The sequence below is a fragment of the Clostridium tunisiense TJ genome, from assembly GCF_000300195.1.
GTDB classification, from domain to species: domain Bacteria; phylum Bacillota; class Clostridia; order Clostridiales; family Clostridiaceae; genus Clostridium_J; species Clostridium_J tunisiense.
Window position 1 is genome coordinate 20,914 of the sequence record NZ_AMQH01000023.1, and the last position, 14,667, is coordinate 35,580.

General features: G+C 30.3%; 13 protein-coding genes and 2 other annotated features. Of the genes, 8 read left to right on the plus strand and 5 right to left on the minus strand.

Translation table 11 applies throughout. The annotated features are described in order from the left end of the window. Positions 1 to 58 precede the first annotated feature (58 nt). The gene (locus C661_RS0120110; protein ID WP_017417129.1) at positions 59 to 1,243 is read right to left on the minus strand and encodes a cation diffusion facilitator family transporter; all 1,185 of its coding nucleotides are present in this window, start codon (positions 1,241 to 1,243) and stop codon (positions 59 to 61) included. Positions 1,244 to 1,539: 296 nt separating this feature from the next. Between C661_RS0120110 and C661_RS0120115 the strand changes: the two genes are divergently transcribed. Beyond that, positions 1,540 to 2,841 carry a M18 family aminopeptidase gene (locus C661_RS0120115; RefSeq protein ID WP_017417130.1) on the plus strand — a complete coding sequence of 434 codons (1,302 nt, stop codon included), beginning with the start codon at positions 1,540 to 1,542 and terminating at the stop codon, positions 2,839 to 2,841. 130 nt (positions 2,842 to 2,971) lie between these two features. Here C661_RS0120115 and C661_RS0120120 read toward each other — a convergent pair whose 3' ends face one another. Then, positions 2,972 to 3,502 (minus strand): hypothetical protein, encoded by a 531-nt coding sequence (locus tag C661_RS0120120; protein ID WP_017417131.1) that lies wholly within the window; start codon positions 3,500 to 3,502, stop codon positions 2,972 to 2,974. 297 nt (positions 3,503 to 3,799) lie between these two features. Next, positions 3,800 to 4,063, minus strand: coding sequence for a hypothetical protein (locus tag C661_RS22440; protein ID WP_017417132.1), 264 nt, complete (start codon positions 4,061 to 4,063; stop codon positions 3,800 to 3,802). A 237-nt stretch (positions 4,064 to 4,300) separates the two neighbouring features. Between C661_RS22440 and C661_RS0120130 the strand changes: the two genes are divergently transcribed. Further along, positions 4,301 to 4,675 carry a desulfoferrodoxin gene (locus C661_RS0120130; protein ID WP_017417133.1) on the plus strand — a complete coding sequence of 125 codons (375 nt, stop codon included), beginning with the start codon at positions 4,301 to 4,303 and terminating at the stop codon, positions 4,673 to 4,675. Between the two features lie 120 nt (positions 4,676 to 4,795). Continuing rightward, positions 4,796 to 5,031, plus strand: a binding site (T-box leader). A 118-nt stretch (positions 5,032 to 5,149) separates the two neighbouring features. Next, positions 5,150 to 6,157: a tryptophan--tRNA ligase gene (gene trpS / locus C661_RS0120135; RefSeq protein ID WP_017417134.1), complete on the plus strand. Its 1,008-nt coding sequence runs from the start codon at positions 5,150 to 5,152 to the stop codon at positions 6,155 to 6,157. A 91-nt stretch (positions 6,158 to 6,248) separates the two neighbouring features. On the opposite strand, the gene C661_RS0120140 is transcribed toward trpS, so the two are convergent. Continuing rightward, complete coding sequence (locus tag C661_RS0120140; protein ID WP_017417135.1) at positions 6,249 to 6,836, minus strand: AAA family ATPase; 588 nt, start codon at positions 6,834 to 6,836, stop codon at positions 6,249 to 6,251. A gap of 374 nt (positions 6,837 to 7,210) precedes the next feature. Here C661_RS0120140 and C661_RS0120145 point away from each other — a divergent pair, with 374 nt between their 5' ends. Both C661_RS0120145 and C661_RS0120150 read left to right on the plus strand, forming a co-directional pair. Then, entirely contained in the window at positions 7,211 to 8,809 is a 1,599-nt protein-coding gene (locus tag C661_RS0120145) for a peptide chain release factor 3 (protein WP_017417136.1), read from the plus strand. 458 nt (positions 8,810 to 9,267) lie between these two features. Then, a complete protein-coding gene (locus tag C661_RS0120150) occupies positions 9,268 to 9,834 on the plus strand; it encodes an ECF transporter S component (protein WP_017417137.1) in 567 nt (188 codons plus the stop codon). Between the two features lie 353 nt (positions 9,835 to 10,187). Here C661_RS0120150 and C661_RS0120155 read toward each other — a convergent pair whose 3' ends face one another. Continuing rightward, positions 10,188 to 10,355: a zinc-ribbon domain-containing protein gene (locus C661_RS0120155; protein WP_017417138.1), complete on the minus strand. Its 168-nt coding sequence runs from the start codon at positions 10,353 to 10,355 to the stop codon at positions 10,188 to 10,190. Between the two features lie 266 nt (positions 10,356 to 10,621). Between C661_RS0120155 and C661_RS0120160 the strand changes: the two genes are divergently transcribed. The 3 genes from C661_RS0120160 (at position 10,622) to tyrS (ending at position 14,326) form a co-directional block, all read left to right on the plus strand. Next, positions 10,622 to 11,770, plus strand: a complete 1,149-nt coding sequence (locus C661_RS0120160) for an AlbA family DNA-binding domain-containing protein (RefSeq protein ID WP_017417139.1) — start codon at positions 10,622 to 10,624, stop codon at positions 11,768 to 11,770. A gap of 340 nt (positions 11,771 to 12,110) precedes the next feature. Beyond that, a complete protein-coding gene (locus tag C661_RS0120165; protein WP_017417140.1) occupies positions 12,111 to 12,521 on the plus strand; it encodes a hypothetical protein in 411 nt (136 codons plus the stop codon). A 69-nt stretch (positions 12,522 to 12,590) separates the two neighbouring features. Then, positions 12,591 to 12,795: a binding site (T-box leader), on the plus strand. A gap of 304 nt (positions 12,796 to 13,099) precedes the next feature. Further along, positions 13,100 to 14,326: a tyrosine--tRNA ligase gene (tyrS, locus tag C661_RS0120170; RefSeq protein ID WP_017417141.1), complete on the plus strand. Its 1,227-nt coding sequence runs from the start codon at positions 13,100 to 13,102 to the stop codon at positions 14,324 to 14,326. Positions 14,327 to 14,667 lie beyond the last annotated feature (341 nt).

Consider the following 14,667-nt stretch of genomic DNA (forward strand, 5'->3'; position numbering starts at 1 on the left):
ATGTGATTTTAGGAACAAAGAATTCTAAAGGAGACTTATAAGTCATTACATTGAAACTTTACACACCTAAATAATCCTTATCCACTGTAACAATAGCATTATGATTTGGATGGCTTTTTTTAAGTTCCGCATTTATGTCCTTTTGGATTTTTAATTCTTCTTCAGCGGTGAGTTCATGGTCAGCGTCAATCACCACATCAAAAATTAGATTTTTATTTTTCCCCTCACCAACAACCCTAAAATCATGAAAGGACTTTATAAGAGGAAATGCTTTTAAAGCTTCAGCAAGTTCTTCTTTAGCCTCTAAAATCTCTTGATCATCTGTAGTTATTGGATCCATATGGATAACTAAATAAATATCAAGCTCAGCAGAAATTTCCTTTTCAGCTCTATCTATAACTTCATGAATTTTTACAACTGATATATTTAATGGAACTTCAGCATGAATAGAAGCTATAATTCTTCCAGGACCATAATTATGAACTAATAAATCATGAGTACCATCTATGTGTTCATAATTTAAGAGAAGTTGCTGAATACTTTCAACTAATTCCTTATCTGGTGCTGTACCAAGTAAGGGGTTTAAGGTGTCTTTTATTAAGTTATAACCTGCATAAAGTATAACAGCAGAAACAGCCATACCAATATATCCGTCTATAGGAAAGGAAGTAAATCTTGAAATTAAGAGAGAAAATGCCACAGTTGAGGAAGAAACTACATCACTAAGTGCATCTACTCCAGAAGCTTGTAGTGCAGAAGAGTTAATTTTACCACCGATATTTTTATAAAACTTACTAAGCCATACTTTAAATAAAATAGAAATTAAAAGCAGAATAAAAGGAACAAAGGAGAATTCTACTGGTGTTGGATTTTTGATTCTATCAAAAGAACTTTTTACAAATTCAAAGCCTACCATTAATACTAAGAATGCAACAATAAGTCCTGATATGTATTCAATTCTACCATGCCCGAAAGGATGCTCCCTATCTGCGGGTTTGCTGGAGAGCTTAAATCCAAAAATTGTTACAAGTGAGGAACCTACATCAGAAAGATTATTAAAAGCATCAGCAGTAACTGCAATACTATTTACAATTAGTCCTACAGTAAATTTAACTCCAAATAATAATAAGTTTACAACTATACCTACAATACCACCAAGGTATCCATATTTTTCTCGGACTTTTTTATTTTTCACATCGGAATAATTTGCTATAAACTTTTTAATCAAGAAATTAGAAATCATTTTTTGCACCTCATCTATAAAATTATGTATATAATCTTTTTTAAAATAAGTAAGTTAAAACCTATTTTCTAATTATATCATAAGTCATAATTACAATGTTTATACTTTTATTTTATTGGATTCCAAGATTTAATCAAAGGAAGTACGCCAGAATAGTCCAATATAAATAATTACAAATTAGGAAAGGTAATTCAAACAATAAAAAAATTTCTACTTATTTTAAATATTTGTAGAAAAGGAAAGTGAAAGTTTGATATACTACTTTATAGAAGTTCAATTATAGGGAGGTATATAAAATGACAAATGAATTAAAATTTGCTCAAGAACTTATAGATTTTCTATACGATAGCCCTACAGCATTTCATGCTGTTGAAAATCTCAAAAAAGATTTAGATAACTCTGGGTTTCAAGAGTTAAAAGAAGAAGATAAGTGGAATCTTGAAAAAGGTGGGAAATATTATACTACTAAAAATCAATCAGCACTAGTTGCTTTCGTAGTTGGCAATGGTGAGATTGAAAACCATGGATTTAAAATTGTTGGCGCTCATACAGATTCACCAACTTTTAGAGTTAAGCCTGCTTGTGAAATGGTAGTAGAAAATACCTATGTTAGATTAAACACAGAAGTATACGGAGGACCAATATTAAACACTTGGCTAGATAGACCACTATCAGTGGCTGGAAGAGTAGTTTTAAAGGGTGAAAGTATATTATGTCCAAAAACTGCTTTAGTAAATATTAAAAAACCTATTCTAATAATTCCAAATGTAGCAATACACATGAATAGGGAAGTAAATAAAGGTGTGGAGTTAAATGCTCAAAGAGATACTTTACCTTTACTTTCATTAGTTAATAATGAATTAGAAAAAGGAAATTATTTATTAAATGCTATTGCTAAAGAGTTAAATATAGATGCTAAGGAAATAATCGACTTTGATTTATTCTTATATGAATTTGAGAGAGGAAGCATCATTGGGCTAAATGATGAGTTTATCTCATCAGGAAGATTAGATGATTTACAAATGGTACATGCAGGAATAGCAGCTATTAAAGAAGCTTCAGTTGCTCAAGCTACCAATGTAATGGTTTGCTTCGATAATGAAGAAATAGGAAGTTCTACAAAACAAGGTGCAGACTCAGACATGTTAGCCAATATTTTAGAGAGAATAGTGTTAGCTTTTGGAAAAGAAAGAGAAGATTTCTTCAGAGCTTTAGCTAAATCCTTTATAATTTCTGGAGATAATGCTCACGCAGTACATCCAAATAACCCTGATAAGCATGATCCAACTAGCAGACCAGTTATAAATAAAGGTCCTGTTATAAAGATAAATGCAAACTTTGCTTACACAACTGATAGTGAATCATCAGCTGTTTATGAGGAACTTTGCAAGTCAGCACAAATACCTTATCAAAAATTTGTAAACCGTTCAGATGTAAGAGGTGGTTCAACTATTGGACCAATATCTTCAACTCATTTAAATATTCGCTCAATAGATATTGGAAATCCAACCTTAGCTATGCACTCAATCAGAGAGTTAGCAGGGGTTATGGATCATACCTACGTTATGAAGTCATTTTTAGAATTCTACAAATTATAATATAAGCCATTATTAAAAAGATTCCAGAAAATGCTGGAATCTTTTTTAGTTAATATATAATTTCATATTAAGGACTATTAACATAAAGTAAAAAACTATAAGGTCTTAAGTAGTCTGGAAAGCATGGGTTTTATACTAGCTTAGAAACTACATTGGAAAAACCAGCATAGGGAAAAATTATTTTATTTAAATTTGTTATTTTATAGACATCATTAATTTTTGAAATACTTATTTCACCAGTTACAGTATATACTTCCTTTTTATTTTTATGAGGGTATAACAATTCAACAGTAGCCTCATAGGCGTAAGAATTGGCTGTTATGTTTTTTCTCAATGGTTTTATATTAATGTAGTATATAGAACTGTTAAATCCATTATAGTAAGAAGAGGTTATAAAGTCATAATATAAATTTTGGTTACTAAAATCTTCAAACTTTTTTTCAGTCATATAATTTCTAAGACTTAAGCTGAACTTATCAAAGGGATACATAAATTTATAAAAATATAAATTTTGCAAGTCATTATTATTGAATGTATAAAGTTCAGCTAAGAAGGATTCTAAAAATACTTCCTCCGCTGTAGGTTTCATTTTAGAGCCATATGCTGTGAGTGAAAAACACAGTATGAAGATAATTGTAAGTACAAATTTAAAATTTCTCATATTAACCTCCATAATTATATTAATCTAATTATAACGGAAAATATGTTAAAATAATGCCATATTATGGTGGAAAAGTTCATAAAATATTTACAAAAAAATACAAAGGTTACATACTATTATGTAGACCTTTGTTAAGGCAAAATTAATTTTTGAGTAATAAAGGAACTAAAAATTATACTTCTACATAGAGAACAGAAATTACTGTTTAATTGCATGGAAACCTACATAAATTTTGTTAATGTTTCTAGAATTTAATGATATATATAAACATGTAAGCTATATTGTTTTAATGCCAATTTAATTGTTTATATTTCTAGGATTCTTGGGTGTTTCTGGAATCTCATTTGAAAAGCCAAGAAGATCTTCACCGCCATTATAAGTATAGTCAAACTCCATATAAGATATATTGTTCGAAACTATGGGATCTTGTACGTTGTCAGGTAGGAGAGTGTAGTCTTCTAATGAGTAAGCTTTAACTTCTTTAGGATCAACTTCTAAAAAGTCCCTTTGATTTGGGCCATATGGCTTTTTAGGTTCATTGCTTTTATTTTTTGTTTCCATAAATACTCCTCCTTTTATTAAAAATAATTTATAAGAAAAATCTATAGAAAGAAGTTTCTTATGAGTAGCTTGTGTAAAAACTATAATTAAATACCTAACATAATAAAAATCAATAATTTTCTAAAGATATATAATTAATAAAAATTTAAATTGTGGATATTATAATAATGATGTGTAATATTTACTAAATTATGGTATTATAGTATTGATGACAATAAAAGTTTGGAGGTAAAAGAAATGAGTGAATTAAGACAAGTATACAAATGTGAGGTATGTGGACACATAATTGAAGTAATCCATGAAGCAGCAGGTACATTAGTATGTTGCGGAAAGCCTATGACTCTTAAAAAAGAAAATACCCAAGAGGCAGCAGTTGAAAAGCATGTACCAGTAGTAGAAAAGATAGAAGGTGGATATAGAGTAACTGTAGGTTCTGTATTACACCCAATGACTGTAGAACATCATATTGAGTGGATAGAGGTTCATACAAAGGATAGAGTTTATAGAAAATTCTTATCACTTGACGAGCAACCAGTGGCTGAGTTCCAAATTAACGAAGAATTAATTTATGCTAGAGAATATTGTAATTTACACGGACTTTGGAGATCATAGAAAATCCCAAAAGTATATACAATAACTTAGATTTTAATCTAGTTTTTAATTTATATTTGTTGAAAAAACTCTTGACACTAACTAAGAATAGTTGCATAATATATAATAAATTAACACTTATTAAAATCATTGAAGCGAAGTAAGTAAGTTTAAAAACAAATTCACAGAGAGTGGTAGATGGTGGGATTACCATAATTATGATTAAACTGAATGGGTCGTGGAGTGGGAAGATGAACTAGAGTAGTCTTTCACGTGATTCTCACGTTACAGAGATAGGATATATTTTGTATCTGAAAGAGGAAACTATACATTTTAGTTTTAAATTTAGGTGGTACCGCGTATTTTACGCCCTATGGATTAATAATATCCATAGGGCGTTTTTAATTTCAGTTGATAATTATCAAGGTTAATAATAAAAACATAGTGAAATCTTTGTATGGTAGTTAAATTAAGTATTAAAAAGGAGTGTTAGATATGGAAGATAAGAAAAAAGTAATTTTTAGCGGAGTAAAGCCTTCAGGTGATTTAACCTTAGGGAATTACCTAGGAGCTATAAAAAATTGGGTAAAGTTACAAGAAGAGTATGATTGCTATTTCTGCGTAGTTGATTTACATGCTATTACAGTACAGCAGCTTCCTGCTGATGTAAGAAGAAGAACTTTAGAGATACTTGCAATTTATATTGCAGCTGGTATTGATCCAGAGAAAAATACCTTATTTATTCAATCTCATGTACCAGCCCACTCGGAAGCTTCTTGGCTTTTAACCTGTATTGCATATATGGGAGAAATGAGCAGAATGACTCAGTACAAGGATAAAGCTCAAAAGGGTGGAGAAAGTATAGGAGCTGGACTGTTTAATTATCCAATTCTTATGGCTGCAGATGTGCTCCTTTATGGAACAGATTTAGTTCCTGTAGGAAAGGATCAAGTTCAACATTTAGAGCTCGCAAGGGATTTAGCAGAAAGATTTAATAGACTTTATAGTCCTACTTTTGTAGTTCCAGAACCATATGTAGCAAAGACTGGGGCGAAAATAATGGACTTACAAGACCCTACAAAAAAGATGGCTAAGTCAGAAGAAAATCCAAATGGTTCAATTCAAGTTATGGATCCACCAGAAGTTATTAGAAAAAAAGTTTCTAGAGCGGTTACAGATAGTCTAGGAGTGGTTAAGTTCAGTGATGATCAACCTGGAGTTAAAAATTTAATGACAATATTGAGTACAATTACTGGTGAAACTATTGAAGAAATTGAAAATAAATATGAGGGAATGGGCTATGCTCAGTTTAAAACAGATGTTGCTGAAGCTATAGTTAGTGAGCTAGGGCCAATTCAAACCAAGGTTAAGGAATTGCTAAATAATAAGTCATACCTTGAAAGTATTTATAAAGCAGGAGCAGAAAAAGCTAATTATGTCTCTATGAAAACTTTAAGAAAAATGCAAAAGAAAATTGGGCTAATTTCTCCTATATCTAAATAATTGGCAAAAAACAACTGGTAAAATAAAAAGAAACCTAGTTTCAATAAAAGAAACTAGGTTTAATCTTTAAATAGAGAAATGAAAAGTATTTTTATACTAGTTCATTATCAGAATTATGTACTTCTGCTTTAATGCCTAAAACATCAAGTATCTGCTTGGCTCTTTCCTTAGTGTTGCCGGTTAACTTTGAATAGGGAACTGACTCAGTATCTAGAAATTGTAAAATAGCATCATCAATTGCAGTAGCAGCTTTTTCATCTTGCCATCTTACTCCATCCTTAGAGTATCCAAACTCTCTTCCAACATAAAAAATATAATCATATTTAGAAATGTCTCTTATAGCAAGACCGTATAAGTCTTTTAATATTTCAATTTCTTTAATTGTACGTTTTCTGTTTCCTAGCATAAACCTAGCATAGATATATGGTACAAAAGTAGCATAGTCTGTGATTGCATAATCAAAGGAGCATAGATCCTCTTCTAACTTAAGCTGACCTAAGTATATTCCGTATTGTTCAGAAATAGTTTCAATCATGCCCTTTTCTCTTAAATAATCTGTACTATACTCTGAAGCACATCCAACATCTAATCCGGCAATTTTCATATCCACATATAACTGTTGCATAAGAGTGGTCTTTCCACATCTTGGTCCGCCCAGTATTGCTATTCTAGTAGTCATTTTATGACCTCCAAATTAATTAATAAGCTTTTTAATTATAGCAATAATAATTACAATTTTCAACAGGATACCAATAAAAAGCAAAAAATGCGTCATAATATAATTGGAAGGCATATGTTAAAGAGGGTAGTAATTTCAGTAGTGTAGGAAATACAGCTTTCTAGAGAGAATAGAGGTTTATATAATGTAAGTTTTAGCTTGATATTGTATAAAAAAATTGTTTTAACTTAGTTATTATGTTATTATATAGGATGTATGTAAAAACAAGATAAAAATTAAGTAAGGTTAAACTGTTAATCACATAAAAGGTTATAGTGAAAATATACTTTTTATTACAAGTAACATAAATTAATATAAGATAAGGAGCGATAGCTTTGAGCGATTACATAAGAGAGATAGAGAAAAGAAGAACCTTTGCTATAATTTCTCACCCAGACGCAGGTAAGACAACACTTACTGAAAAGCTACTTTTATATGGGGGAGCAATTAGACTTGCTGGTTCGGTTAAGGCTAGAAAGGCATCTAAGCATGCAGTTTCAGACTGGATGGAGATAGAAAAGAAAAGAGGTATTTCTGTTACTTCTTCTGTAATGCAATTTAACTATAGTGGATATTGTATAAACATTCTAGATACTCCAGGACACCAAGACTTTAGTGAAGATACTTATAGAACTTTAATGGCTGCTGATAGTGCAGTAATGGTTATTGATGGAGCTAAAGGGGTAGAGGATCAAACAAGAAAATTGTTCCATGTTTGTAGCATAAGGGAAATACCCATATTTACCTTTGTAAACAAGATGGATAGAGAAACTAGGGACCCTTTTGAGTTAATGGAAGAAATCGAGAGTGAACTTGGAATCAAATCTTATCCAATGAATTGGCCTATTGGAACTGGAATGCATTTTAAAGGTGTTTATGATAGAAATTCAAGGGAAATTCAAGTTTTTGATTCAGGTGACCATGGCCAAAGAGAAGTCCATGAAACAATAATTAATATAGATGATGAGGTAACAGCAAGAGAGGCTATTACTGATAGTTTGTATGAAAAGCTACTTGATGATATCGAACTGTTAGACATAGCTGGTGATGAATTCAATGATGAAAAGGTTAGAAATGGAGAGCTAACTCCAGTGTTCTTTGGGAGTGCTTTAACAAATTTTGGTGTGGAGCCATTTCTTGCCCATTTCTTAAAGTTAACTACATCACCACTTGGTAGAAATTCTAATGCAGGTCATATAAATCCTTTTGATAAAGAGTTTTCAGCTTTTGTATTCAAAATACAAGCAAATATGAATAAAGCTCATAGAGATAGAATAGCATTTATGAGAATTTGCTCAGGAGCCTTTGAAAAAGGTATGGAAGTTTACCATGCACAAGGTGGAGGGAAAATAAAGCTTGCACAGCCACAACAGTTCTTGGCTCAAGATAGGGAAATTATTGAAGAGGCATATGCAGGAGACATTATAGGAGTCTTTGATTCAGGTATATTTAGCATAGGAGATACTTTATGCTCTCCAAGTAAAAAATTTAAGTTTGAAGGGATACCTACCTTCGCACCTGAACATTTTGCTAGAGTTAGAACTGTTGATACTATGAAGAGAAAGCAGTTTATAAAAGGTGTAACTCAAATAGCTCAAGAGGGAGCAATTCAAGTCTTTAAAGAACTTCATATTGGAACAGAGCAAATAATAGTAGGGGTTGTTGGAGTACTTCAGTTTGAGGTTTTAGAATTTAGATTAAAAAATGAGTATAATGTAGATATAAAAATGGATATGTTAGCATATAAGAATATTAGATGGATTGAAAATTATGATAAGCCAGTAGATACTTTGAATTTAACAAGTGATACTAAGGTTGTTAAAGATTTAAAGGATAGAGATTTGTTAATATTCCAAAGTGATTGGGGAATTAGCTGGGCATTAGATCATAATAAAGGGTTAGTGCTATCGAATATTGGAAAAAGTGATGAATAGTTAAAAAGGTTGAAGTCATTGACTTCAGCCTTTTTTTAGTGAACACATTTATTAGTAAAGTTTTAAAAAAATCTAAGCTTAATTCAGTGTAATTGACCAGTAAACAATAGAAGCTAGAAGTGGTATATGGTGTTAATTCTAAAAATATATAAATGACTATAATGTATTATCCTAATATATGAATTATGGTAAACTTTAGATAAAAAACGGCTTGAGAAAAAAATTTATAATTCTTAACTAAATTAGTTGAAATTATGAAAAATTGTTATATAATACTGGTGTAAATGTTGGTGTTAAACCAAATTGTATCAGTACAATTAATGGGTGCATTAAACTATATACTATGGTAGAAGTTAAATGATAAAGTAGTTTATAAGTTTCAAAATATGAGAAAGTTATTTTATAACTATATTAAGTGCACTGTTAATATTACATATCAAACTTTAAGGAGGGGGACTATGGAAAAACAAAATAAGCTATCAATGAAGAATAAGTCTTCTGTTGATACTTTAGACTTAATTCAGGTGGCATTGATGGCTGCATTAGCTTATGTAGCCACAAGTATGATTGCTATACCAGTAGGAAATGGTGCGGTGCTTCATTTAGGAGATGCAGTGGTTTTCTTAGCAGCAGTGCTTTTAGGAAAAAAGAAGGGTGCTATAGCAGCAGCTATTGGTATGACTTTATTTGATGTTTTATCACCTTATATAATTTGGGCACCTTTTACCTTTGTAATTAAAGGGGTAATGGCTTATATAGCAGGAACTATTGCATATAGAAAAGGATATGAAGGTAAGAGCTTTATAAATAACTTATTTGCATTTATTGTTGCTGGAGTATTTATGATAGTTGGATACTTTGTTGCAGGTGGATTACTAAATTATTATGCTTATGGAGCTCCATCTTTAATTTCTGCATTTGTACTAGCATTAAAAGATATATCTTTTAATGGACTTCAAGTTTTGGCAGGAATAGCTATTGCATTGCCTTTGACTGGACCACTAAAAAAAGTATTGAAATTATAGTAAAATAGAAGCTTTAGAATGTTAGATTAAGGTGAAGCATAATCTAGGTTATAAAGCTTCTTTTTTTATTCTACTAGGTTTCAGTGGCGATTAAACTATTATAAAAAACTATAGTTTAAATAAAATATAATGGAATCAGTGGCTTACTACATGAAAGGCAATGAATAATGGAATTTACTACATGAAGTTGTGATATTTAACAAAGTTAATAATGAAGTAATCCTTACTTATGAATAAATATGAATTCAGGTATTTTATATTAACAAGAAATATAAGACTTGGGTTTAATATGTTTGAAAAAAATAAAAAAGCATTTCTAATTAATAGAAATGCTTTGTTTTAACTGTTAGTTATTATCTTCTGTCAAATCCGTTGTTTCTAGTGTTTTTTCTAGCTTTTCTGCACTCTGGGCATCTTACTGGATCATTTTCAAATCCTTTTTCTTTGTAGAAAGCTTGCTCGCCCTCAGTGAATATAAATTCTTTTCCACAATCTTTACATGTTATGTTTCTATCTGCCATTATAATGACCTCCTTTTAATCTAAGGACTAATTAAACTAGGAACACTATCACACAAAAACTACCTCTTGACTAAAGGAGGGGATAATTGCCTGTTAATTAATCTTAATTATTAGAGCTTTAACTCTAATTTAATTATATCATATTTTAATTTTAAGACAATAGGATTTTTTAAAAATATGGTATAATATTACTGTAATTAGTGGTAATATGGAAACATAAAATTATAACAGCATAGAATAATATAAAGCGCTAGAGGAGAATATTTATGGAGTTTCGAAAAGTTAAAAACCTGCTTAAAAAAGAAGAAAGTACAAAGTTAGATTTTAAGCGAAAAATAGATATTTACACCGATAGTGGTAAAAAAGAGCTTGCAAAGGATGTATGTGCCATTGCTAATTCCCGAGGGGGAAGAGGATATATAATTATTGGAGTAGAAGATAAAACTAAGGAGATTGTGGGCATAGAGGACATGGATTTAAATGAAGAATCTATTCAACAAGTAATAAGTTCTAGATGCGTACCACCAATTCCTATAGCTTTTGAGTTTGTTAAATATGGAGCTAAAGGATTAGGAGTCATAACAATTTTCTCTGGTGCTCAAAAGCCTTATCAAATAAGAGATAACGGAGCTTTTTATATTAGAAGAGGATCTACTACTGACACCATGAAAAAAGAAGAAGTAATAAGTTATCTTTCTGAAAGTTTAAGTTTTAATATAGAAGTGTCACCTATAGTAAATAGCAGTATAAATACATTAAATTACAGTACCATAGACAGATATTTTGCTTCCAAAGGAATAGAAATAAGTGAAGAAAATAGGATTGAATTTATGGACGCTGCAGCTATTACGTATATAGATAAGGATAGCGGAAATAGAATGGTAACCCTTGGTGGCCTTTTAATTTTTTCTGATGTGAATAGTATATACTTGCCTCATAATATGATTAAAGTTATCAACAGATTAGAAGGACGCAAGAGTGGTGTAACTGTACTTCAAGGGAGTTTGCTAACTTTATTAGAGTTAAGTGAAAACCTTTTGGAAACTATTCTTCCATCAAAGTATCCTGTAAACAGTATTTGTGAAGCAATAAACAATGCAATACTATATAGGGATTATAGTCTCCATGGAAAAGTTATTGAAATTATAATTAGTGAAAATAGTGTTATAGTATCGAGTCCAGGAGCAATGATATTAAATAATAATGATAAAAACCACAGCTACATTAAGAGAAATATGTGGATTTATGATAAACTTATTGCTTTAGATCATAAGAAAAGATACTTAAAGCCTTATCCAGGGTTCTCAATTATGAAAAAGGGCTTTAAAAATATAGGAAGAATTAAGTTTGTTAATTCTTTAGAGGAAAATATATTCAAAGTTATTTTTCCAGGAATTAAAAATATTTCCTTGTAATGTTGTAAAAATATTCTGAATATTATATAATTAAAGCATAATCACATTTATTTAATATAAAGGAGGATTATTATAATAACTAATTTTTATAAAATTTTGAAATGACATTGTAGGCTATTAACCTAAGATTATTCATTACAGAAAGTTTTGTATAAACTTTCTTAAATGGCTTAATTATAAGCATTCTAGGAGGTAAATTTTTATATTTGTTAAAACTGATTTTCTAAAAGAAATTACCAAGTAATTAATAAACTTATAGAAAATCAACTAAATGATAATATTTAACTGTATTATCAAATATTATTATTATAAGTAATAAAATAGTTTGGGGGCGTTTAAGATGATTCATGTATTTTGTAAAGAAAGAGGATCTGGAAAAACAAAAGCTCTAGTTAATTTGGCTAATTTAAAAACAGAAGAAGCAAAAGGAAATTTAGTTTATATTGATGATGATACAAGGGTAATGTTGGAAGTTAATAGAGATATAAGGTTTATTTGCTCTAAGGACTTTAATATTCATAATTATAAGGATTTTTATGGTTTTATGTGCGGTATTATTTCAAAGGATTACGATATTGAGGCTATATTTATAGATGGCGTGCTTAATGATATATGTAAATCCAATGAAGATATGGTACTTTTATTGTCTAAATTGGAATATTTAGTGAAAAAATTCAACGTAAACTTTTATATAAATATAAACTGTAATGAAAGAGAAATTCCTGAGGTAATAAAAAAATATGTAGCTTAGCGCCAAATTATTTATTTTCTACTTGTAATTTAATTAAGTTAATAGTATTATAGATATAATAAAAATAAGTTAAAGGTTATGAAGGAAAGAAGTAATTATGGAAATCATTCAGAGAGCTGATGGTTGGTGAAAATCAGTTGAGGAACATGATGAAATACATTCCTGAACTTTAGGCTGAAGTAGTAGTAAGCTGAAACGGGTTCCTGACGTTATTAAGGAAAGAGATGATAGTTATATCAAATTGGGTGGTACCACGGAAAATTTCGTCCCTAGTGTTTTATGCACTAGGGATTTTTATATTTTAATTATTATTGAAACCGTAAACCCTTTAGCTTTAAAAACACTTATAAAAGTTAAAATAAGAGTTTTATTGAAAGGTTATTATTTATAATAATTATTGCATTATGAGCAAGGATAATAACGCACATTTTCAAAGTGTAATTAGTTCATTCTTACTTGAGATGATTAAAGATTTTTCTAAGTAGTTTGAAATCTTGTTCATTACTTAATAGGACTTAGAAATATATAACTTAGTTAATAATGTAAAAGAAAATGAAATCATATGAGGAGGAAAAAGTATGAGTAATATTAATGTTTATGACGTACTAGAAGAACGTGGATTTTTAAAGCAATTAACTCATGAAGAAGAAATGAAAGAAATTTTAGGTAAGGAAAAGGTTACATTTTATATAGGATTTGATCCAACTGCTGATAGCCTTCATGTAGGACATTTTATAGCCATGATGTTTATGGCACACATGCAAAGAGCAGGTCATAGACCTATTGCCCTTGTAGGTGGGGGAACTGCTATGATAGGAGATCCTTCTGGAAGAACAGATATGAGACAAATGTTATCTAAAGAAGAAATAGATTATAATATCTCCTGCATAAAAAAGCAATTATCAAGATTAATAGACTTCAGTGATGACAAAGCCATTTTAGCTAATAATGCAGATTGGCTGTTAGATCTTAACTATGTTGAGTTTATAAGAGATATCGGAATACATTTTTCTGTGAATAGAATGCTAACAGCAGAATGCTTCAAACAGAGATTGGAAAAAGGACTATCCTTCTTAGAATTTAACTACATGTTAATGCAAGGCTATGACTTCTTAGTTCTTAATCAAAAATATGGATGTACTATGGAACTTGGAGGAGATGACCAATGGTCAAATATTCTAGCAGGTATGGAGCTTATAAGAAGAAAAGAAAGTAAACCAGCTTATGGAATGACTTGTTCACTATTAACTAATAGTGAGGGAAAGAAAATGGGGAAAACAGCAAGTGGAGCGGTTTGGCTTGATGCAGAAAAAACAACTCCATATGATTTCTACCAATACTGGAGAAATATTGATGATGCAGATGTGGAAAAATGTTTAGCACTGCTTACTTTCTTACCAATGGAGGAAGTTACAAGATTAGGAGCCTTAAGAGATGCAGCAATAAATGAAGCTAAGGCTGTGCTAGCTTATGAAGTAACTAAACTTGTTCATGGTGAAGAAGAAGCAGAAAAATCTAAGAAAGCAGCAGAAGCTTTGTTTGGCAAGGGTGTAGATATGAGTACAGTACCTACGGTGTCTATTTCTAAAGAAATGATAAATGCTAACATCTTAGATATTTTAGTGCAAACTGAAATTGTGCCATCTAAAGCTGAAGGAAGAAGATTAATTCAGCAAGGTGGATTAACAATTAACGAAGAAAAGATTTTAGATGTTAATGCATTGTTTAATGAAAGCTTTTTAGTAGATGGATCTGCACTTGTTAAAAGAGGTAAGAAAAAGTTCTATAAATTAATTGTTGAGTAATATTATATTTTCATAAAGCTAGTAGGGGTTTGAGACCTTACTAGTTTTATTATTTCGAGGGCTAGAAATATTTTATCCTTTATTTAATTATATTATAAGATGAAAAGATTCAACATAAAAGTTAAGTGTGTTTTCAGTATTTAAAATATAGGGAACCAGAGTTAAAACTTAACTTATACATTAGTCCTACCCTGGTTCCCTTAAGGGTTTATGAAGATGAATAAGTTAAAATTCTATCATGGAACCCTATATAGGGTTCCTTGGTCATAACTTAACTTACACCAGGAAACTTCTAGCATATGCTAGTGAACGAAGTTGTTCTACATCAGAATTAAGTTCGT